12 protein-coding genes are annotated in these 21,784 nt (G+C 76.2%); all 12 read right to left on the bottom strand.

All coding sequences use genetic code 11. From position 1 onward, the window contains the following. Positions 1-35: 35 nt before the first annotated feature. Positions 36-278, bottom strand: coding sequence for a hypothetical protein (locus ACZ6ZT_RS31055; protein WP_469723495.1), 243 nt, complete (start codon positions 276-278; stop codon positions 36-38). An 89-nt stretch (positions 279-367) separates the two neighbouring features. Continuing rightward, entirely contained in the window at positions 368-1,663 is a 1,296-nt protein-coding gene (locus ACZ6ZT_RS31050) for a glutamate synthase-related protein (protein ID WP_469723494.1), read from the bottom strand. Further along, entirely contained in the window at positions 1,660-2,643 is a 984-nt protein-coding gene (locus ACZ6ZT_RS31045) for an asparagine synthetase A (RefSeq protein WP_469723493.1), read from the bottom strand. Before ACZ6ZT_RS31045 ends, ACZ6ZT_RS31050 begins: the two co-directional genes overlap by 4 nt. A gap of 47 nt (positions 2,644-2,690) precedes the next feature. Further along, the gene (locus ACZ6ZT_RS31040; protein WP_469723492.1) at positions 2,691-4,034 is read right to left on the bottom strand and encodes a methylaspartate mutase; all 1,344 of its coding nucleotides are present in this window, start codon (positions 4,032-4,034) and stop codon (positions 2,691-2,693) included. Further along, on the bottom strand, positions 4,031-4,501 hold the full coding sequence (locus ACZ6ZT_RS31035) for a cobalamin B12-binding domain-containing protein (RefSeq protein ID WP_469723558.1): 471 nt from the start codon (positions 4,499-4,501) through the stop codon (positions 4,031-4,033). Before ACZ6ZT_RS31035 ends, ACZ6ZT_RS31040 begins: the two co-directional genes overlap by 4 nt. Positions 4,502-4,660: 159 nt before the next feature. Further along, positions 4,661-4,867 carry an MbtH family protein gene (locus ACZ6ZT_RS31030; protein ID WP_469723491.1) on the bottom strand — a complete coding sequence of 69 codons (207 nt, stop codon included), beginning with the start codon at positions 4,865-4,867 and terminating at the stop codon, positions 4,661-4,663. Further along, entirely contained in the window at positions 4,864-11,901 is a 7,038-nt protein-coding gene (locus ACZ6ZT_RS31025; RefSeq protein ID WP_469723490.1) for an amino acid adenylation domain-containing protein, read from the bottom strand. The genes ACZ6ZT_RS31030 and ACZ6ZT_RS31025 overlap by 4 nt, the downstream gene beginning before the upstream one ends. A gap of 267 nt (positions 11,902-12,168) precedes the next feature. Further along, positions 12,169-17,421, bottom strand: a complete 5,253-nt coding sequence (locus tag ACZ6ZT_RS31020; protein WP_469723489.1) for a condensation domain-containing protein — start codon at positions 17,419-17,421, stop codon at positions 12,169-12,171. Between the two features lie 11 nt (positions 17,422-17,432). Then, positions 17,433-19,259 (bottom strand): non-ribosomal peptide synthetase, encoded by a 1,827-nt coding sequence (locus tag ACZ6ZT_RS31015; RefSeq protein WP_469723488.1) that lies wholly within the window; start codon positions 19,257-19,259, stop codon positions 17,433-17,435. Between the two features lie 5 nt (positions 19,260-19,264). Beyond that, on the bottom strand, positions 19,265-20,308 hold the full coding sequence (locus ACZ6ZT_RS31010) for a TauD/TfdA family dioxygenase (protein WP_469723487.1): 1,044 nt from the start codon (positions 20,306-20,308) through the stop codon (positions 19,265-19,267). 65 nt (positions 20,309-20,373) lie between these two features. After that, positions 20,374-21,186 carry a thioesterase II family protein gene (locus tag ACZ6ZT_RS31005; protein ID WP_469723486.1) on the bottom strand — a complete coding sequence of 271 codons (813 nt, stop codon included), beginning with the start codon at positions 21,184-21,186 and terminating at the stop codon, positions 20,374-20,376. After that, the coding region (locus ACZ6ZT_RS31000; RefSeq protein ID WP_469723484.1) for a phosphopantetheine-binding protein at positions 21,183-21,784 on the bottom strand (602 nt) is incomplete at its 5' end. The genes ACZ6ZT_RS31000 and ACZ6ZT_RS31005, both read right to left, overlap by 4 nt.

Raw genomic sequence — 21,784 nt, 5'->3', positions numbered from 1 at the left:
TCACAAGGGGGTCAGGGGATGGGATCGACGGTCGGTCAGGGCCGGGGGCGGGCCGTCAGCGCGAGGGCCACGGCCCGGCGGGCGGCGCGGACGAGCCGGGGGGCCCGGGGCGGGGGTCCGTACGTACGCAGTTCCAGGCGGCCCCCGAGGTGCCCGAGCCCGGCTTCGGCCAGGGCCCTCGCGGCGGCCGCGCAGGCCGCGCGGGCCCCGGGGCCCGGGAGCGGGGCGGGCCGGGCGCCCAGGGTCACCCCGGGCACCTCGGCGAACCGGAACCGCACCCGCAGGCCCCCGCCCCGCCGGGCCCGCCCGGGCCCGCCCCGAGCGGCGGGCGGGCTTCCGGGAGCACCTCTCGGGCGTCCGGGCCCGGTCACCGGGGTTCCGGAGCCGGAGCCGCGGCCGGGACGTACGGGGCCCCGGCGGCCGGGGTGCCGGGCGACCACAGGTCCTCGGGGGCGAGGTCGGCGGGGTGGTACTTGCCGAGGGCGCTGATCAGCAGGCGGGCCTCCAGCGCGAGGGCCTCCACCAGGCGGACCAGCCCCTCCTCGGGGTCCTCGTCCACCGCGAGCAGCGCCGCCCGGCCCAGGCCGACCGCCCGCGCCCCCAGGGCCAGGGCCCGTACCGCCCGGCCGCCCTCCCACATCCGGCCCGACGCGAGCAGGACCCCCGGCGGGCGGCCGATGCGCCGCAGGGCTTCGCCGAGCGGCAGCCCGGCCCCGGCGAGGAACGCCCGCGGGGCCCAGCCGGTGCCGCCCTCGGCGCCGTCGACGGTGACGGCGTCCGCGCCCGCCGCCCAGGCGGTGGCGGCCGCGGCGGCGATGTCCCGGCCCGGGTGGAACTTCACCCAGGTGCGGGCCAGCGGGAAGTTGTTCCGCATGAACCGCAGCTGCTGGCGCACGATCTCCTCGGTGAACGTCCCCGGGGTGGCGCACCGCAGCCGCCGGCCGTCGGAGCCGCCCAGCAGGTCCCGTACCGCGAACTGCCCGCCGAGCCGCTCCGCTTCGGCGGCGCCGACCACCGTCATCCCGCCGAGGCCCGGCTTCGCGCCCTGGCCCGCCTTCAGTTCGAAGCCGAGCCGGCCGGAGTCCCGCAGCGGCCGGGTGCCCGGGTCGCTGTAGAGCAGGTTCCACACCTCGGAGTCGGCGTCCTCGGTGGACTGCTGCACCACCACCCCGCCCACCCCGTCGGGCAGGTGGTCCGCGTACGCCGCGACCCGCTCCAGCAGCGCCGAGCTGCTGCCGTAGCCGTGCACCGGGACCATGTTCTCGCCGATCACCATCGGGATCCCGAGCCGCGCCGCCTGCCGGCCCGCGGCCACGCCCAGGTCGCCGCTGCCGGCCCGGGTGGAGCCGAACGCCGAGAGGTAGAGGGGCAGGGCGGAGGCGAAGCCGCCGAGCTCCGTGCGCAGGTCCACGTCCTCGTACGAGGGCTCCCGGCCCAGGTCGATGAGCTTCTCCAGCCGCCGGGGCATGAACACCGGCGGGACGATCCGCAGTTCGTCCAGCGCGTCCGCGTCCCCGTCTGCGCCCTGCGCAGGCGGCTCCGCGCCCGCCCCGAACAGCGCGGCCCCATACCCCCGCGCCTCCGGGAACACCTCCGCGGTCCCGGCCCGCGCCCGGGCCCGTACCGCCTGCTCCGGGAACCCGGCGGCCCGCAGTCCGCTCACGGCGCGATCACCCCCGGCAGCTTCGGGTAGGCGCTGACCTGCCACAACGCGTCGAGTCCGGTCAGGAAGCGGACGAGGCGCTGGAGGCCCATGCCGAAACCGGCGCTCGGCTCGATGCCCTCGCGGGCCAGCTCCAGGTACCAGGCGTACTTGGCCGGGTTCTCCCCGCTCTCCCGCATCCGGGTCACGATCGCCGCGTACCGGCTCTCCCGCTCGCTGCCGCTGACCAGCTCGCCGTACCCGCCGTGCGCGATCAGGTCGAAGTTGCGCAGCACGCCCGGCTGTTCGGGGTCCTCGCGGTCGTAGAACCCGCGCGAGCCCTTCGGGTAGTCGTTGACGAAGAAGGGCCGGTCCGCCTCCAGCGAGAGCACCCTCTCGCCCTCCCAGTCGATCTCCGCGTCCGGGCTCTGCGGATGCCCGCGCCCGATCAGCCGGGCCACGGCCTCCGTGTGGGTCAGCGCGTCGAACTTGCCCTGCCGCAGCTCGGCGAAGTCCAGCTCCTCCCGGCCCAGTTCACGCAGCAGGTGCGGGACCTCCGTCCACACGTGCTCCACGACGTGGGTCAGCAGTCCGGCCGCCACCTCCTGCGCGTCGGCGCGGGTCCCGCCCGCCAGCTCCACGTCGATCTGGTGGAACTCCACCAGGTGCCGGCCCGTGCCCGCCGTCTCCGGGGGCTCCACCCGGACGTTCGGGGCGATGTAGAAGAGTCTCGGGAAACCCTTCAGCGACGCCTGCTTGTAGAGGATCGCGCTGGTCATCAGCTTGTACGGCTGCCCGTAGTAGTCCACGTCGAGCGCTTTCGCGCCGCGCCCGCCGGGATCCGTGACCGGCCCGACCAGCGGCGGCAGCAGCTCCACGAAGTCCGCGCCGCGCAGGAACTCCCGTACGGCGTACAGGGCTTCCTGCTGGACGAGCATCGCCGACCGCAGCTGCGGGGACCGCAGGTGCTCGCCGAGCGGGGGAGGGGTGCGAAGGTCCATGCCGACTCCTGGCTGTCCGAAGGGGGAAGGGGGAAGCGAAAGGGGGTTCACGGGCCGCCGGTCCCGGGGCCGTCGTAGCGCCGGGCCACCGACCCGAGGGCCACCAGCAACCCGTCCGGGGTCAGGGCCCGCCGGGCGGGCCCCCGCACGCGGGCGGCGGGCACCGGCATCGCGCCGGTCTCGGACCAGCGCAGCCGCCCGTCCGCGCCGATGAAGCTGCGCGAGCGGCCCGCGTTGTCCGGGTGCAGGCAGAACGGGACGTCGAGCACGCCGCGCGCGAACGCGGTGCGCAGCGCCCGGCCCGGCTCCTCGGCCAGTTCCAGCACGGCTTCCACGAAGGCCCGCGCCTCGCGGTAGACCTCGCCGCCGGCCGGGCTGGCCGGGCCGGGCGGGCCGGGCGGATCGGCCGGCGGCGCGCACCGGGCCGCGGCGGCCGCCGTCTCCAGGGCCCGTACGTTCTCCAGCACGGTCGGGATGCGGTGCGCCTCGGCGGCGGTCTTCACGATCAGGCGTTGCGCCCCGGACCGGACGGCGAGCCGCGCCGAGTCCTCCAGGACGCGGGTCGCGCCCGCCGCCGTACGGGGGAAGACGCCCATGTAGGTGTAGAGGACGATGTGCCGGTCGACGTCGGCGGGCAGGAACTCGTCCGCGAGGCGCCGCAGCGCCCGGACCGCCTCGGCGTCCTGCGCGGGGTCGGTCTGCTGGGCGTAGCTGAGGGAGACGCTGCGCACGCCGTGCCGGACGAAGAAGACGCACTCCAGCAGGCTCAGCGCCACCAGGAGTCCGGGCGGGCAGAGCTGGCCGAGCATGCAGCCGCCGAAGCTCTCCAGGTGCGGCAGCCGGGGCGCCGGCGCCAGTTCGGCGAGCAGTTCGCAGCAGCGGGCCCAGTTCTCCACGGACTCGGCGAGCGGGGTGCGTCCGTAGGGCAGGCAGTACGAGACCGGTCCGCCCTCGGTGGCGTCGAGCCCGGCCGCCGCGAGGGCCCGGATGATGGCCTCGGGGCGGGAGGAGCCGTGCCGGACCTGGACCGGGAACGCCGGGTCCACGACGCCGTCCAGCAGGTGCCGGGTGAGGTCGGTGGGGTGGGTGGCGATGGGGTACCCGTTGAGCGGGGTGCCCTCGGCGACGGCGGCGCGGGCGCCGGTGTGGTCACCGACCCGGGTGTAGCTGTCGATGGTGAGGGTGCCGACGGTGGTGGCGGCGGCCCGCTTGGTGCGCTCCAGCCCGGTCCGCATCCGCCGCGGGTCGCTGAAGCCCATCCGGGGCTGTACGACGAGCTGCCCGGCGGCGGCCGCGCGGGCGACGAACCCGCCGAACGAGGCGGTGGCGGCGGCCGGGATCGCCGGCGGGCGGGGCACGGCCGGGGCCAGGAGCGTGGCACCGGCGCTCATGCCACGGCCTGGCGGGCGGCGCTGCGGGTGCGGGCGCCGCCGATGAGGGCGCCTTCGATGAGGGTGTCTCCGGCGAGGGTGTCGAGGAACGCGCGCAGGGCGTCGGTGTCCCCGTCGTCGAAGACGGCGTCACAGCCCGCGTCGAGGAGCCGGCCGCGCTGCTCCGGGTCCGGGGTCCCGGCGACGCCGAGCTTGCCGCCGATGACGCAGGGCAGGGTCACCCCGGCCCGGCGCAGGGCCCGGACGGCGCTGAGCCCGTCCCGGTAGCCGTGTCCGTTCACACTGCTGACGACCACGAGCTCGGGGCCGCCCGGCACGTCGGCCGCGCAGGCGCCGGCCAGCAGGTCGTCCGGTACGCAGGGGCCCAGGTTGTGGACCCGGTGCCCCAGTTCCTCCAGGAAGAGCTGGAGGTAGACCAGGTTCCAGGTGTGGGAATCCGATGCCGTACCGCTCAGCAGGATGTCCATATTCCGTCGTCGCATACGAGGAATATAGGAAGCGCGGGACCGGCCGAGGGGAAGTTGCGGCGGCAGTATCAGGGAATTCGACGCGACTGTCGTCAGGCATGGGAAAAGCCGTGCCCGCGGTGCGGGACACGGCTTTTCCTCGGCAATTCTGTCGCGCTGTTACGCGTACTGGGCGATCAGGCTCTTGGGGCGGATGTCGGTCCAGTTCCGCTCCACGTACGCGAGCGCGTCCGCGCGCGTACCCGCCCCCCACACCACCTCCCAGCCGCCCGGGACCTCGGCGAACACGGGCCACAGGGCGTGCTGGCCCTCGGCGTTGACCACGACGTGGAAGGTGCCCTCGGTGTCGTCGAAAGGATTGGTCATGACAGACTCCTCAATTTCTCGGAAAGGATACGGCCGATCAGTGCGAGAGGTTCCGGTTCGCCCATTCTGGTGTGCGGGACCCCGATGACATGGTTTTCCACGGGGCCTTCGATGTACGGAATCCAGTGCTGGGCGAGGGTGTTCTCCGTTTCCCCGTCCTCGATGGCCGCCAGGAAGAGCAGATCGGTGGCGACCGGGCGCGGGGCGTACAGGTTCATGATTTCGGCGTGGTTGATGGAGGCGCCGATGACCGAGCGGATCTCCGCGTCGGAGAAGGCGCCGAGCACCGGGTCCTTCAGCCGGACCAGGCCGATCAGGGCGTCCACGTCGAAGGGGGCGTCCGCGGGCTCGCCGGTGGCGTCGCCGACCAGCATGTCCCGCTTCTGCGCCGGGGTCATCCGGCGCCGCTCCGGCTCGGTCGGCAGCAGGTGCACGTCCATCATGGCCAGCAGGTCGGTGCGCTCACCCAGTTCGGCGAGGCGCACCGCCAGCGCGTGGGCGACCGTACCGCCGAAGGACCAGCCCAGGAAGCGGTACGGGCCGTGCGGCTGGACCTCCCGGATCAGCGGCAGGTAGTCCTCGACCATCGCCTCCACCGAGGCGGGGGAGTGGCCCAGCTCGCTCAGCGCCCGCGCCTGGATCGCGTACAGCGGCTGGTCCGGGCCCAGGTGCTGGGCGAGGCCCGCGTACGGCCAGCCCACGCCCGTCCCCGGGTGGAGGCAGAACAGCGGCGGCCGGGAGCCCCCGGTGTGCAGCGGCAGCACCACGCCCATCGGGTCGAAGCCGGTGGGCTCGTCGCCCAGCAGGCCGGCCACGGTCGGCGTACGGAACAGGTCACGGACCCCGCGCTCCAGCCCCAGCACGCTCCGTATCCGGCTCACCAGCCGCACCCCGAGCAGCGAATGCCCGCCCAGGGCAAAGAAGTTGTCGTCAATGCCGATCCGCTCGACGCCCAGGATCTCCGCGAACAGGGCGCACAGCACCTCCTCGCGCGGGGTGCGCGGCGCCCGCCCGGTGCCGCGCGGGGCCACGGCCGGGGCGGGTAGGGCCGCCCGGTCGGGTTTGCCGTTGACGGTGAGCGGGATCGCGTCGAGCAGGACCGCCGCCGACGGGACCATGTGCTCGGGCAGTTCACCCGCCGCCCAGCGCAGCAGCCCGGTGTCCGTCAGGGTGTGTCCGGCGCGCGGGACGGCGTACGCGACGAGGCGCTTGCCGCCCGGGCCGTCCTCGAAGACCACCACCGCGACCTGCCCCACCCCCGGGTGCCGGGCGAGGGTCTCCTCGATCTCGCCGGGCTCGATGCGGAAACCGCGCAGCTTGATCTGGCCGTCCGCCCGCCCGATGAAGCGCAGTTCCCCGTCGGCGGTCCAGTGCACCAGGTCGCCGGTGCGGTACATCCGGCCGCCGTCCGCGGCGAACGGGTCGGCGACGAAGCGTTCGGCGGTCAGTCCGGGCCGGCCGACGTAACCGCGCGCCACCTGCGTCCCGGCGAGGTACATCTCCCCGGCGACCCCGGCCGGCACCGGGCGCAGCCGCTCGTCCAGGACGTGGACGCGGGTGTTGTCCAGGGCCGCGCCCAGGTACACCCCGCGCACCACCCGCTGCGAGAGGGGGAAGCGCTGCTGGTGCGAGGCGAAGGTGGCCTCGGTGGGCCCGTACGAATGGACGAGGACGGTCTCGGGGCAGTGGTCCAGGACCCGCTGGAGGGCGCTCGGGGAGGCCACGTCCCCGCCCGTCCACACCTCGTCCAGCAGCTTCAGGGTGTCCAGGCCCTCGTCCGCCATGATGTGGAAGAGGCCCATGGTGAAGTAGGCCGCCGAGACCCGGTGCGTACGGATCGTGTGGTCCAGTGCCGCGACGTCGGCGCCGTCGCCCGGGGCGATCACCAGCTGGCCGCCGTTCAGCAGCGGCACCCACAGCTCGTACGTGGAGGCGTCGAAGCCGATCGCCGAGTGGACCAGCATCCGGCGGTGGTGGGCCAGGTCCCAGCAGCGGTCGGTGACCAGCTCCACCACGTTGCGGTGGGTGACGCCGACGCCCTTGGGGCGGCCCGTGGACCCGGACGTGAACATCACGTACATCAGGGCGTCCTCGCCCACCGCGATCCCCGGGTCGCTCTCCGGGTAGCCGGGGACGGCCGTGTCCACCGACAGCACGCGCGCACCGGCGTCCAGTTGGCGGCGCACCTGGGGAAGCCCCGCGTGCTCCTCGCGGACCAGCAGCACCCGCGCGCCCACGTCCTCCATGATCATGCCGACCCGGGCCTCGGGCAGCCGGGGGTCCAGCGGTACGTACGCCGCCCCGCACTTGAGCACCGCCAGCGCCGACACCAGCAGGTACGGGGTGCGTTCCAGCAGCAGCCCCACCGCCGCGTCCCGGCCCACGCCCGCCTCGATCAGCCGGTGCGCCAGCGCGTTGGCCCGCGCGTCCAGCTCCGCGTAGGTGAGCGTCTCCTCCTCGTAGGAGACGGCGATCCGCCCCGGCGTCCGGCGCGCCCGCTCCGCGAACCGCTCGTGCACCAGCCCGCACGCCGCGCCCGGCACGGCGGTGTCGTTGTAGGCGGCCAGCCGCCGCTCCTCCTGCGGCGACAGCAGCCGCACGTCCGCGATCCGCCGCTCCGGGTCCTCGGCCACCGCCCGCAGGGTGCGCGCCACGTGATCGGCGAGCAGCGCCGCGGCCCCCTCGTCGTACAGGTCCGTCGCGTACTCCAGTACGCCGGCCAGCCCGCCCGGCGCCCCGTACGCGTCCCGCGTCTCGCGCAGCGACAGCGTCAGGTCGAACTTGGTGAACCCGGAGTCCGCGCCCAGCGGGGTCCCGGCGAGCGCACTGCCCGGCGCGGCCGGCTGCTCCGCCGGATGCACCTGAACGATCACCTGGACCAGCGGGTGGCGGGCCGTGGAGCGCTCCGGGTTGAGGTGCTCGACGACCAGGTCGAAGGGCAGCTCCTGATGGGCGTACGCGGCCAGGCCCGTCTCCCGCACCCGGTCCACCAGCTCCGAGAAGCGGGGGTCGCCCGAGGTGTCGCAGCGCAGCACGAGGGTGTTCACGAAGAAGCCGACCAGACCGTCCAGCGCCTCGTCGTCGCGCCCGGCGACGACCGTGCCCAGCGGCAGGTCGGTGCCCGCGCCGTGCCGGGTCAAGGTGGCCGCCAGGGCCGCCTGGACCACCGTGAAGAGGGTGGTGCCGTGGTCCAGGGCCAGGCGCTCCAGCCGGGCGTGCGTGCCGGCGTCCAGCTCCAGCGGGGTCGCCGCGCCCCGGTGGGAGGCGTCGGCGGGCCGGGTGCGGGCCGAGGTGGTCTCCAGGACCGGCGGCGCGCCCGCCAGGGTCCGCTCCCAGAAGGCCAGGTGTTCGGCGGTGGCCCCGCCCTCCAGGGCGGCCCGCTCCCACAGCGTGTAGTCGGTGTACTGCACCGGCAGCGGCTCCCAGGCGGGGGCCGAGCCGCCGAGGCGGGCCTCGTAGGCGGCGGCCAGGTCGTCGAAGAGCGGCCCGGCGGACCAGCCGTCGGCGGCGATGTGGTGCACCAGCACCACCAGGACCTGGACCTCCCCGCAGGTGATCAGCGTGGCCCGCAGCGGCAGATCGGAGGCGAGGGCGAACACGTGCCCGGCCGCCGCGTCCAGGGCCCGCTCCAGGCCCCCTTCCGGCGCGGTCACCAGGTCCAGCACGGGCCGCGCGTCCGGGCAGACCCGCTGGTACGGCTGCCCGTCGACCGCCGGATACACGGTCCGCAGGACCTCGTGCCGCGCGGCGACGTCGGCCAGGGCGTCCGCCAGCACCGCCGGATCCAGCGGCCGTTCCAGGCGCAGCGCGAAGGGGATCGTGTACGAACGCGACGGTCCCTCCAGCTGGTCCACGAACCACAGCCGGCGCTGCGCGTACGACAGCGGCACCCGCTCGGGCCGGTCCGTTACGGGGACCAGCGCGGGCCGCCCGGCCGGCCCGGCCGCCCGCGTCAGGCGCACCGCCAGCTCGGCCGGGGTCGGTGCGAGGAACAGGTCCCGGATCCGGGCCTCCAGGCCCAGCGTGGCCCGGATCCGGTTGACCAGGCGCACCCCCATCATGGAATGCCCGCCCTCGGAGAAGAAGTTGGCGTCCGGGGCCACCGGTCCGGGCAGGCCGATGACCTCCCCGAACAGCGCGCACAGCACCTGCTCGGCGGGGGTGTTCCGGGCCCCGGCGGCAGGCTCGGCGGGCCGGTCGGCGTCGCGCCGTTCGCGGAGCCGGGCCACCGTGGCGCCCTCCTCGGGGGTGAGCAGCGACGGGCCGCCCAGCACGGCGGCGGGGTCGGCGGCGGCCCGTTCCAGGGCCCGGACGAACAGGTCCAGCAGCAGCCGCGCCGTCCCCTCGTCGAACAGGTCCGCCGCGTACTGCCACCACACCTCCAGCCCGCCGCCCGGCAGCTCCACGCAGGAGGCGCTGATGTCGAACTTGGCGGCCTCCAGGCCCGCTTCGACGAACTTCCCCGACAGCGGCCCGGCGACGACGCCGGTGTCCGCGGCGGAATGCTCCTGCGCGGTCAGCATCACCTGGAAGAACGGGTTCACGGCCAGCTCGCGGCGCGGCCGCAGGTGCTCCACCAGCAGGTCGAAGGGGAGCTCCTGGTGCGCGTACGCCGCCAGGTCCGCGTCCCGCGCCCGGTCGACCAGCTCCGCGTACGGGGCGTCGCCCGAGACGTCGGTGCGCAGCACGAGGGTGTTGACGAAGAACCCGACCAGGTCGTCCAGGGCCTCGTCGCCGCGCCCCGCGACCGGGGTGCCGATCGCGAGGTCCGTCCCGGCGCCGACGGCCGCCAGGGCCAGCGCGAGGGCGGGCTGGAGGACCATGAGGAGGCTGGCGCCGCGTTCGGCGGCGAGCGCGGCCAGGCGGCGGTGCGCGTCCGCGTCGAGGCGGGCGGTGAGGGTGGCGCCCGTCCCGGTGGGCTCGGCGGGCCGGGGCCGGTCGGTGGGCAGGTCCAGCAGGGCCGGCATCCCCTCCAGCGCCCCGCGCCAGTAGGCCAGCAACTCGGCCGGATCCTCCAGGAGTTCGCGCTGCCACAGGGTGTAGTCGGCGTACTGCACCGGCAGCGGCTCCCAGTCGGGGCCGGTGCCCGCCAGCCGGGCCGCGTACGCCCGGCCGAGGTCGCGCAGCAGCGGGCCCACGGACCAGCCGTCGGTGGCGATGTGGTGGGTCAGCAGGGCGAGGGTGGCGGAGCCGTCGCCGGGCAGGAACAGGGCCGCCCGCAGCGGCAGATGGGCGCCGAGGTCGAAGGCGGTGGCGGTGAAGTGGGCCACCAGCTCCGCGACCTCCCCGGGCGCGCAGTCGCGTACCGCGAGCGGCACCGGAGGCGCCGGGAGCACGTGCTGGTACGGCTCGGAGTCCACCGCCGGGTACACGGTGCGCAGCACCTCGTGCCGCTCCAGCACGTCGGCGAGGGCGGCGGCCAGGGCGGTCCGGTCCGGGACGGCGTCCAGGCGCAGCACGACCGGCAGGTGGTAGGTGGCCGAGGGGCCCTCCAGCCCGGCCAGGAACCACAGGCGCCGCTGCGCGTACGAGAGCGGGACCCGGTCCTCCGTGGGCAGCACCACCCCGTCGAAGACCGCGTACGGGTCCGGGGCGGGGGCCCGCAGCGCCTTGCGGTCGATCTTGCCGGAGGGGGTCCGGGGCAGCGCGGATACGAGGGTCACGGTGGCGGGTACGGCGGCCGCGGGGAGCCGCGCGCGGGCCGCGTCCCGCAGTTCGGCGGCGCCCACGCCGGGGTCGGTGACGACGAAGGCGGCGAGCCGGCGGACCCCGTCCGCGCTCTCCTGGGCCACCACGGCCGCCTCCCGCACCCCGGGGTGGGCGGTCAGCACCGATTCCACGGAGGCCGGGTCCACCCGGTGCCCGTTGATCTTCACCTCGTCGTCCGCCCGGCCCTGGAAGCCCAGTTGGCCGTCCTCCCGTACGTGGACCAGGTCCCCGGTGCGGTACGCGCGCTCCCCGTCCAGCGCGGCGAAGCGGGTGCGGTCCAGCTCCGGCCGGCCCAGGTAGCCCTCGGCGAGGCCGCCGCCCAGCAGCCACAGTTCGCCGTCCACGACGGCGGCCCGCACCCCGGGCAGGGGGGTGCCGATCGGCACCGGGCCGCCGGGGTGGCGCGACAGGTCGGCGACGGTCGCCACGACGGTGGCCTCGGTGGGCCCGTACGTGTTCAGCAGCCGCACCCGCTCCGGGTCCACGGCCCGGCACCACTGCGCGACCCGCTCGGGCAGGGCCGCCTCGCCGCCGATGACCACGGTCCGCAGGGTGGGGGGGAGTTCGGCCACTCCGGTGGACAGGGCGTGGGCCAGCTCGTGCCAGTAGGCGGTCGGCAGGTCGAGGACGGTGATGCCGTGGGCGGCGCAGCCGGCGAGCAGGCCGGGGACGTCGAGCATCTCCTCGTCGCGCAGGACGAGGGCGGCGCCCGCACCGAGGCTGAGGAAGATCTCCTCCACGCTGGCGTCGAAGTGCAGCGGCGCGAACTGGAGCACCCGGTCCTCGGCGGTGATCCCGTACCGGGCCGTGGCGCCGGCCGTGAAGTGGGCGAGGGCGGCGTGGCCGACGACGACGCCGTTCGGGGTGCCGGTGGAGCCCGAGGTGTAGATCACGTAGGCGGCGCCCGGCGGGACGTGGGCGCCGTCCAGGGTGAACTCGCCCTCGGCCAGGGCGATGGCCTCGGTGCCGGTGCAGTCGGTGAGGATCGCGGCGTTGCGGGCGGCGGGCGCGGCCGGGTCGAGCGGCAGGTAGGCGGCGCCGGTCCGCAGCGCGGCGAGCAGACCGACGACGGCGTCGAGGCCGCGCGGGCGGTGTACGGCCACCAGCCGGCCGGGACCGGCCCCCTCGGCGGCCAGCGCGTCGGCCCGCAGCGCCACCGCCAGGGCCAGCTGCCCGTACGTCATCCGGCGCTTGCCGTGCACCAGCGCGAGCCGCCCGGGTCCGGCGGCGACCTGGGCGTCGAGCCGGTCGAGCACACCGGGAGCCGGGGTGATCGCCGGGCCGCCGTCCAGGACGGCGCGGGCGGTGGGGGCGGTCGAGGGCATCGCGGGGCCTCCAGGCGAGGGGGTGGGAGCGGACCGCAGTCCGTGCCCCCACGCTAGGCACCACCCCCACCCCCGGCGGGCAGTCCCTCCGGCAGCTCCCCCCACCCCGACTGCCGCTCCCCACTGCCGCCGGGCCCGCCGGGGGCGCTGGGGAGCCACACGCGGACGGCCCCGCGCGGGGGAACGCGCGGGGCCGGAGCAGGCGGCTCGCAGGTGCCCTCCCCCCGCTCACCGGCCGGGTGCCGATGAGCGGCGGGCGGGGGGCTCTCAGGTGTGGACCCGGGAGCCCGCGTGGGTGCGGCGGCGGAGGGTGGGGGTGGGGGGCGGGGAGGTGGGGGTCTGGGCGAGGAGGGTGGCCAGGCGGGACGGGGTGGGGTGGCGGAAGACCTCGCGCAGGGTGACCTCGCGGCCCAGCTCCGCCCGGACCCGGTTCACCAGCCGTACCGCGAGCAGCGAATGCCCCCCGGACTTGAAGAAGTTGTCGTCCGGGCCGACCCGGCCGCGCTCCAGCACCTCCGCGAACAGCCGCAGCAGGGCGTCGGTGAGGGGCGTGGCGGCGGCCGGATCGGGATCCGGGGCGGCCGGGGCCGGGGCGCGCGGCAGGAGCACCGCCGAGGGGACCGCGTACTCCGGCAGCCGCTCCGCCGCCCACGCCTGGAGTTCCGCCTCCGTCACCCCGCCGCCGCCCGCCGGGACCGCCTCCGCGAGCAGCCGGCCGTCCTCCACCCGGGCCCGGGCCGACGCCACCGCCGGGTGCTCCGCCAGGACCGCCGCCACCCGGGCCGGGTCCACCGGATAACCCCCGGCCGACGGCCGGGCGGGCCGCCGGTCCACCGGGCCCGGCAGCTCCGACAGGCGCCGCGCCGGGCCGGCCGCGAACAGCTCCAGCGCCGATACCAGCAGCGCCGCGAGCCGGCCCGCGCCCGAGGGCCCGTACAGGTCGGTGGCGTACTCCAGCACCCCCGACAGCCCGCCGCCGGGCCGCTCGGTCAGGGCGAAGGTGAGCTCGGACTTCGCGGTCCGCGCCGCGAAGGACCGCTCCGTGCCCGCCAGCGGCCCGCCGGGCGCCGCCGCGGGAGCCGGGTTCACCTGGAGCATCACCTGGACGAGCGGGTCGTGCGCCGAGGAGCGGTGCGGGTTGAGGGCTTCCACCAGCAGGTCGAACGGCAGGTCCTGGTGCGCGTACGCCTCCAGGTCCGCCTCCCGCACCCGCGCCACCAGTTCCTCGAAGGCGGGGTCGCCGGCCGTGCCGGTCCGCAGGACCAGCGTGTTCACGAAGAAGCCGACCAGCCCCGACATGGCGTCGTCGTCGCGGCCCGCGACCGTGGTGCCGATGGCCAGGTCGGTGCCCGCCCCGGCCCGGGTCAGGGCCGCCGCCAGCGCGGCCTGGACCACCATGAAGAGGGTGGCGCCCTGCGCGTGCGCGATCCGCAGCAGTGCCCGGTGGGTGTCCGCGCCCACCTCGAAGCCGGTGACGGCGCCCCGCCCCGAGGGCACGGGCGGCCGTTCCCGCTCGGTCGGCAGGTCGATCAGGGGCGCCATCCCCGCCAACGCCCGGCGCCAGTAGGCCGCTTCGGGCTCGGCGTCCGCCAGCAGCCGACGCTGCCACAGCGTGTGGTCCGCGTACTGCACGGGCAGCGGCGACCAGCCGGGCTCCCGGCCCGTCGCCGCCCGGGCCTCGTACGCCGCCGTCAGATCGGCCAGCAGCGGCCCGGTGGACCAGCCGTCCGCCGCGATGTGGTGCAGCAGCAGCACCAGGGTCTGCGGGCCGCCGCCCTCCGGCAGCAGCAGCCAGGCCCGCAGCGGCAGGTCCCGCGCCAGGTCGAAGACGTGCCCGGCCGCCGCGTCGACGGCCGCCGCCACGTCGGCGGTGTGCACCAGCTCCAGCTGGGGCCGGGCCCCCTCCAGCACCCGCTGGTACGGCTCCCCGCCCTCGGCCCCGTACACCGTGCGCAGCACCTCGTGCCGGGCGGCGACGTCCGCCAGCGCCGCCGCGAGCGCCATCGGCTCCAGCGGCCGCTCCAGGCACCGCACCAGCGCGATGTTGTAGGTGGCGGACGGCCCCTCCAGCTGGTCCAGGAACCACAGCCGGCGCTGCGCGTACGACAGCGGGATCCGCTCGGGCCGGTCCGGTACGGGGACCAGCGCGGGCCGTGCCGCCCCGTCCCCGGCGGCCGCGCCGAGGCGCCGGTGCAGCGCCGACGGCGTCGGGGCCAGGAACAGGTCGCGGATCCCCGCCTCGACGCCGAGGACGGCCCGGATCCGGTTGACGAGCCGGCTCGCCAGCAGCGAATGGCCGCCGGACTTGAAGAAGTTGGCGTCGGCGGGGAACGCCCCGCCCTTGCCCAGGACCTTGGCGAACAGCCCGCACAGGATCTCCTCGCGCGGGGAGAGCACGGCGGGGGCGGCTGTGGCCTGGGGTACCACCTCCGCCGCCGCGAGCGCCGCGCACCGCGCCCGGCGCTCCGCCAGGGCCCGCCGCTCCGGCTCCCGGAGCAGCCCCAGGGCGCCGAGGCGGGCCGCCGGATCGGCGGCGAACGCTTCCAGGGCCCGTACGCACAGGTCCAGCAGCAGCCGGGCGGTGTCCTCGTCGAAGAGGTCGACGGCGTACTGCACGTGGACGTCGAGGCCGCCCGGGCCGCCGTCGGCCGTGTGCCGCTCCGCGCAGTGGAAGCTCAGGTCGAACTTGGCGGCGCCCAGGTCGGTGCTCCCGGCCCGGGCCGCCAGCGGGCCCAGCCGCACCCGGTCGTCGGCGGCCTCCCGTACGGTCAGCATCACCTGGAAGAACGGGTGCTCGCCCAACACCCGGTCCGGCGTCGCCATTTGCTCGACCAGCAGATCGAAGGGCAGGTCCTGGTGGTCGAAGGCGGCCAGGTCCGCGTCCCGGACCCGCTCGACGAGCTCACCGGCCGCCGGGTCCCCGGACAGGTCGGTGCGCAGGACGAGGGAGTTCACGAAGCAGCCGACCAGCTCGTGCAGGTCCTCGTCGGGGCGGCCCGCGACGGGCGTGCCGATCGCGAGGTCCTCGCCCGCCCCGGCGGCGGACAGGGCCGCCGCGAGGGCCGCCCGGACCACCAGGAACAGGCTCGCCCGCCGCTCCCGGGCCAGCGCCGCCAGCGCCCGGTGCGCGTCCGCGCCCACCGCGGCCGACAGGGTGGCGCCCCGGCCCGAGGGCTCGGCCGGACGCGGCCGGTCGGCGGGCAGCGCGGTCCGCGCGGGCAGGCCCGCCAGGGTCTCGCGCCAGAAGCCGAGCAGGCCGGCCGGATCGGCCAGCAGCTCCCGCTGCCACAGCGCGTAGTCGGCGTACTGCACCGGCAGCGGCTCCCAGGCCGGGCCGCGGCCCGCCAGCCGCGCCGCGTACGCCTCGCCGAGGTCGCGCAGCAGCGGGGCCAGGGACCAGCCGTCGGTGGCGATGTGGTGCACCAGCAGCACCAGGACGGCCCGCCCGTCACCCGGCACGAACAGCCGCGCCCGCAGCGGTGGCCGTCCGGCCAGGTCGAAGGTCTCCCGGCCGAAGCGGTCGACCAGCGCCTCCAGTTCGGCCGGTGTGCAGCCGCTCACCTCCAGGGGCTCGGCGGGACCGGCCAGCACCCGCTGGTACGGTTCGCCGCCCTCGGACCCGTACACCGTGCGCAGCACCTCGTGCCGGGCCACCAGGTCGTCCAGCGCGGCGGCCAGCGCCACCCGGTCGGGGACCGCCTCCAGCCGCAGCACCAGCGGCGCGTTGTAGGCGGCCGACGGGCCCTCGATGCGGCCCAGCAGCCACAGCGCCCGCTGCGCCGCCGACAGCGGGATCCGCTCGGGCCGGTCCGGTACGGGGACCAGCGCGGGCCGCGCCGCCCCCGCCCCGCCGGCCGCCGCCAGCCGCCGGTGCAGGGCGGCCGGGGTCGGCGCGAGGAACAGGTCCCGGATGCCGAGCTCCAGGCGGAGCGCGCCCCGGATCCGGTTGACGAGCTTGCTCGCGAGCAGCGAATGCCCGCCGCTGCGGAAGAAGTTGGCGTCGGCGGCGACCGGCTCGGCGCGGCCGAGGACCTCCGCGAACAGCCCGCACAGGATCTCCTCGCGGGGCGCGCGGACGTCCCGCCGGGCCGGGGCGGCGCCCCGGGCCGGTGCGGGCGCCGGGGCCGCGGCGGTGCGGTGGGGCCGCGCCGCCAGGGCCTTCGCCGCGCCGGCGGCCAGCAGCTCCAGGGCGCCGAGGCGGGCCGCCGGATCGGCGGCGAACGCTTCCAGGGCCCGTACGCACAGGTCCAGCAGCAGCCGGGCGGTGTCCTCGTCGAAGAGGTCGACGGCGTACTGGAGGCTGACGTCGATGCCGTCCGGGCGGCCGTCGGCGGTGTGCCGCTGCGCGCAGTACCAGGTGAGGTCGAACTTCGCCGCGTCCAGCGCGACGTCGGCCAGGCGGCCGGTGATGCCGCCGCCGAGTTCCACCCGGCCGTCGCCGCCCGGGCCGCCCGCGTCGACGGTCAGCATCGTCTGGAAGACGGGGTGGTGGCCGAGGGCCCGTTCCGGGCTGAGCCGCTCCACCAGCAGGTCGAAGGGCAGCTCCTGGTGCTCGTACGCCGCCAGGTCCGCGTCCCGCACCCGCTCCACCAGCTCCCCGACGGCCGGATCGCCAGACAGGTCGGTGCGCAGCGCCAGCGAGTTCACGAAGAAGCCGACCAGGTCGTACAGGTCCTCCTCGGGGCGCCCCGCGACGGGTGTCCCGATCACCACGTCCTCGCCCGCCCCGGCCGCCGACAGGGCCGCCGCGAGGGCCGCCCGGGCCACCATGGTCAGGCTGGCCCGGTGGCCGCGGGCCAGGGCGAGCAGGCCGCCGTGCGCGGCCGCGTCCAGCCGGGCGGTGAGCGCGGCCCCCCGGCCCGAGGGCTCGGCCGGCCGGACCCGGTCGGCGGGCAGGTCCAGCACGGCGGGGGCTCCGGCCAGCGCGGTCCGCCAGTAGGCCACCTGTTCGGCGGCCAGGCTGTCCGGGTCGGCCGGGTCACCGAGCAGTTCGCGCTGCCACTGGCCGTAGTCGGCGTACTGCACCGGCAACGGCTCCCCGCCGGGGGCCCGTCCGGCCAGCCGGGCCCCGTACGAGCGGGCGAGGTCGCGCAGCAGGGGGCGCACCGACCAGCCGTCGGTGGCCACGTGGTGGATCAGCAGCACCAGGGTGGAGGTGCCGTCACCCGGCAGGAACAGCCGTGTGCGCAGGGGCGGTTCGGTGGTGATGTCCAGGGGGGTGCGGACGAAGGCGGCCACCGCCGTGTCCCGTTCGCCCGGCGTCGCGCACTCCTCGGCGGTCAGCCGGGCGGCGGGGGCGTCCCGCAGCACCCGCTGGTACGGCTCTCCGTCCGGGCCGGCCGGCAGGACGGTGCGCAGCACCTCGTGCCGGTCCACGACGTCGGCCAGCGCGAGGGCGAGGGCCCCGGCGTCGGGTTCGCCGTCGAGGTGCAGGACGACCGGGGCGTTGTAGGTGGCGGAGGGGCCGTGCAGCCGGCCCAGGAACCACAGCCGGCGCTGGGCGTACGACAACGGGATCACGGTGATGTCCTTCAGGAGTCCTGGCTCGCGGCGGCCGCGACCAGCGTGTCGAGGTGGGCGGCCAGGTCCCGCAGGCGCGGGTTGGCGTAGACGGCCTTCACCGGGAGGGAGACGCCCAGTTCGGCGCGGACCCGCGAGACCAGCTTGATCGCGAGCAGCGAATGGCCGCCCAGCTTGAAGAAGTTGTCGTCGGGACCGACCCGCTCGGCGCCGAGCACCGCGGCCCACACGCCCGCGATCAGGGCCTGCGAGGCGGTCATGCCCCCGGCCGCGGCGGGGGCGGGCGCGGGGGCCGCCGTGGGGGCGGGCAGCGCGGCCCGGTCGACCTTGCCGCCCACCGTCACGGGGAACCGTTCCAGGGGCACGAACACGGCCGGGACCATGTAGCCGGGCAGGACGGCCGCGAGCCGCTCGCGCAGCGCCGCCTCCGTGACCCCGCCGGCCTGCCGGTCCGCCCGGTCCGCCCGGTAGTAGGCCACCAGGCCCGGGGCGCCGTGCACGTCCTCGCGCAGGACGACGACCGCCTCGGCGACCCCGGGGGAGGCCGCCACCGCCGCCTCGATCTCGGGCAGTTCGACGCGGTGGCCGCGCAGCTTGACCTGGCCGTCGGCCCGGCCCAGGTAGCCCAGCCGGCCGCCCGGCAGGAGCCGTACGAGGTCGCCCGTACGGTACATGCGGCCGCCGTCGCCCTCTCCGGCCGGGTCCGCGACGAACCGTTCGGCGGTCAGCGCGGGCCGGCCCCGGTAGCCGCGCCCCACCCGGGGCCCCGCCAGGTACAGTTCGCCGCTCGCGCCCTCGGCGACCGGGTTCAGCTTCTCGTCCAGGACCCGCATCCGCAGGCCCGGCAGGACGGTGCCGATGTGCGGGGCGTCGGCGGCGTCCACCCAGCCCGCCGTGGCGTCCACGGTGCACTCGGTGGGCCCGTAGAGGTTGACCGTACGCAGCACCCCGCGCGCCCCCAGCTCGCCGAGGCGCCGCCACAGGGCCGGGCTGAGGGCCTCGCCGCCGATCAGCAGGGTCAGCGGGCGGGGGCCGCCGTCGGCGCTGAGCAGGTCGAGCAGCGGATCGGCGTGCGCGGGGGTGATGTCCAGGTCGGTCAGGGCCTGTTCGTCGACCAGGGCGGCCAGCAACGCCGGGTCCGCGCGGGTCTCGTCGTCGATCATCACCAGGGTGTCGCCCCGGCACAGGCGCACCCACTGCTGCACGGAGGCGTCGAAGGACGGGGAGGCGTTCCAGCCGACCCGGCCGCCCTCGGTGACGGCGATCGCGGCGCCCTCCAGCTCGGCGAGCAGCGCGGACGCGGCGGCCCGGCCGACCTCGACGCCCTTGGGGCGGCCGGTGGAGCCGGAGGTGTAGATGACATAGGCCAGGGTGTCGCCCGTCACCGCCGCCGGCGTGTACGGGAGGTCGGGGCCCGGCGCGGTCAGCGCCTCCACCGCCAGGTGCGGGACGCCCTCGGCGAGCGGCGCGGTGTCCGGCCCGGCGGTGACGACCAGGTCGGCGCCCGCGTCCTCGACCAGGTAACGCCGCCGCTCGGCCGGCAGCTTCGGGTCCACCGGCAGATAGGCGGCGCCCGCGGTGAGGGTGCCGATCAGGGTGGTGACGAGCTCGGCCCCGCGCGGCAGGCACAGCGCCACCACGCTCTCCGGCCCGATGCCGCGGGCGGCCAGCCGGGCCGCGATCCGCGCGGCCTCGGCGCGCAGCGCGCCGAAGTCCAGCTCGCGCCCGCCCGCCACGACGGCGGTCCGGTCGGCCGGGGCCAGCGCGAGGCGCGCCAGCAGGTCGGGGGCGGTGCCCCCCGCGTGGGTGCGGGGGCGCTCGGGAAGTACGGCGGTCACGGCGGTCACTCCCCGGCGAAGACGGTGGTGGCGGGCTGGGTGGCGGGGGCGCAGTCGGCCAGCGCGACCGGCTCGCCCATGGCGACGAGGATCTTCCGGTCGCCCTTGAAGGCCTCGCGGCCGTGCGCGCACAGGATGTTGTCGACGAGCATCAGGTCGCCCGCCTGCCAGGTCTCCCGTACCGTGACCCGGTCGTACACGGCGTTGACCGCGTCGACCTCGGCGTCGGTGAGCCGGGAGCCGTCGCCCAGGTAGGTGTTGAAGGGCAGCCCGTCCTCGCCGTAGGTCTCCACGAGCACCTCGCGGACGTCCGGGTCGAGGGTGCGGCTGTTCCAGAACGCGAAGTGGTTGAACCAGGTCCGCTCGCCCGTCACGGGGTGGGTGACGATCGCCGACCGGCGCTGCCGGGTGATCATCGAATCGTCTTCCTCCACCCACTCGTAACCGACCGTGTTCTCCTCGCAGTAGGCCTCCGCGACCGCCTTGTCCCGCGTGGCGAACGTCTTGTACCAGGGCAGCCCGGCGAGTTCGGAGTAGTTGCGCACCAGCAGCCAGCCGGCCCGCTCGAACCGGGCGACCAGCTCCGGCGGCAGCAGCCGCAGCGCCTCGCGCATGTCACCGACGGTGGTCGCCCCGCCCTCCTCGGGGGCGGTCACGCAGCCGAACAGCAGCACGCCCGGGAAGTCCAGGGTGTAGCTGTTCTCGTTGTGCAGCCGGATCGGCTGGACGGCCGGCAGATCGGTGGAGGAGAACACGCCCTCGCCGAAGTCGGTGCGCGGCGTGGCCTTCTCCTTGTACCCGGCGCGCCGCTCGATCAGCGCGTCCCGGGCGGCGGCGAACGAGGCCGCGTCCTCGACGGGCAGGCCGCGCAGCAGCACGGCGCCGCTGCGCAGCAACTCGGCCTGGATCGCGGGGCGGTGCGCGGTGAGCCAGGCCACGGCGGCGGCCTGGTCGAGGCCGGCCGGGGTGTGGACGACGACGGGCTTGCCGGGTTCGCGGACCGGGCTGACGCCGGTGGCCGCGGCGGGGGACTCTGCGTACGTGGTCATGGAACGTCCTTGAGGGGGAGAGCGGGATTTACGGGAGGCGGAGCGGCGGCGCGGGCCGGGGCGGGTCAGGCGGCGGCCGGGGCGGTGGTGTGGCCGCCGACCACGGGAGCCAGCACGGAGAAGAACTCCGGCAGCTGCTCCTGGAAGTAGAAGTGGCCGCCGGGCAGGACGTACGCGTCGAAGTCCCCGTCGGTGATCTGCGCCCAGCGGCCCAGCGAGACGGCCGGGGCGACCGGGTCGGCGTCTCCGCCGATCACCGTCACCGGGCAGGAGACCTTGGCGTCGGACTCCTCGCAGCGGTAGACGTCGTCGATGGCGAAGTCGGCCCGGATGGACGGCAGGATGATCTCCCTCAGCTCCGGTTCGTCCAGGATGCCGTCGTCGGTGCCGCCGCGCTCCTTGATCGCGGCGACCAGCTCGTCGTCGTCCAGCAGCTCCGGGTACACGGCGCACGGGTTGGCCAGGAACGGGGCCCGGCAGGCCGACGCGACCAGGGCCCGGGGGGCGTGTCCGGCCGCCTCCAGGCGGCGTACCACCTCGAAGGCGACGAGCGAGCCCATGCTGTGCCCGAGCACCACCAGGTCCTCGGTGACCCCGGCGGGCAGCGCCGCCACGACCGGCCCGGCCAGGTCGGCGATGTCGCGGGGCAGGTCCTCCGCGAAGCGGGCGCCCCGGCCCGGGTACTGGCCGATCAGCAGGCGCACGTCGGACGGCAGGTGCGCGCGCCACTCCGCGTACGCGTGGGCGTTGCCGCCGGCGTGCGGCAGGACCAGCAGCGCCGTGCGCTGCGGGCCCTCGCCCGGAAGGTCCCAGACGACGTCGTCGGGCGCCGGGGTGAAGCCGGCCTGGTCCTGGTCGTCGGTGCTCATGACGCTCATGAGGAACTCCGTTCCTGGTCGGTGGTGGTGCGGCGGCGCAGGGCGGGCCTGGCGCGCCGGGGTGCGGGCGCCGCGGGCGCCAGCAGCCGGGTCTCGATGTGCTGGGCGAGCGTGGCGGGGGTGGGGTGCTGGAAGACGTCGCGCAGGGTGAGGGTGACGCCGAGGGCGCTGCCGATGCGGTGCGTGAGACGGGCGGCGAGGAGGGAGTGGCCGCCCTGGTCGAAGAAGTTGTCGTCGATCGACAGCGGGGAGGGCGTGGCCAGGGCCTCGCTGAACCAGGTGCGCACCCGCTCCTCCAGCGGCGTGCGAGGGGCGCGGCCGCCCGCCGTGGTCACGGCCTGCGGTGCGGGCAGGGCGCTCTTGTCGATCTTCCCGTTGGGCGTCAGCGGCAGCCGGTCCAGCAGGACGACGAAGGCCGGGACCATGTGGTCGGGCAGGAGCGTGCGCAGCCAGAGGCGGACGTCCTGGGGCGAGAGGCCCGCGTCGGTGGTGACCAGGTAGGCGGTCAGCTGGGGCGTGCGGTGGTGGTCCGGGTGGGTGGCGAGGGTGGCTTGGGTGATGTGGGGGTGGGTGGTGAGGGTGGTTTCGATTTCGGTGG

This window comes from Streptomyces sp. NPDC102258, from assembly GCF_055584685.1.
This window is presented reverse-complemented; position numbering and strand designations above follow the sequence as displayed.

Coding starts and splice junctions, on each gene's coding strand:
- ACZ6ZT_RS31045 (WP_469723493.1), bottom strand. CDS start 2,643: ATGGACCTTCGCACCCCTCCCCCGCTCGGCGAGCACCTGCGGTCCCCG.
- ACZ6ZT_RS31040 (WP_469723492.1), bottom strand. CDS start 4,034: ATGAGCGCCGGTGCCACGCTCCTGGCCCCGGCCGTGCCCCGCCCGCCG.
- ACZ6ZT_RS31035 (WP_469723558.1), bottom strand. CDS start 4,501: ATGGACATCCTGCTGAGCGGTACGGCATCGGATTCCCACACCTGGAAC.
- ACZ6ZT_RS31030 (WP_469723491.1), bottom strand. CDS start 4,867: ATGACCAATCCTTTCGACGACACCGAGGGCACCTTCCACGTCGTGGTC.
- ACZ6ZT_RS31025 (WP_469723490.1), bottom strand. CDS start 11,901: ATGCCCTCGACCGCCCCCACCGCCCGCGCCGTCCTGGACGGCGGCCCG.
- ACZ6ZT_RS31010 (WP_469723487.1), bottom strand. CDS start 20,308: ATGACCACGTACGCAGAGTCCCCCGCCGCGGCCACCGGCGTCAGCCCG.
- ACZ6ZT_RS31005 (WP_469723486.1), bottom strand. CDS start 21,186: ATGAGCGTCATGAGCACCGACGACCAGGACCAGGCCGGCTTCACCCCG.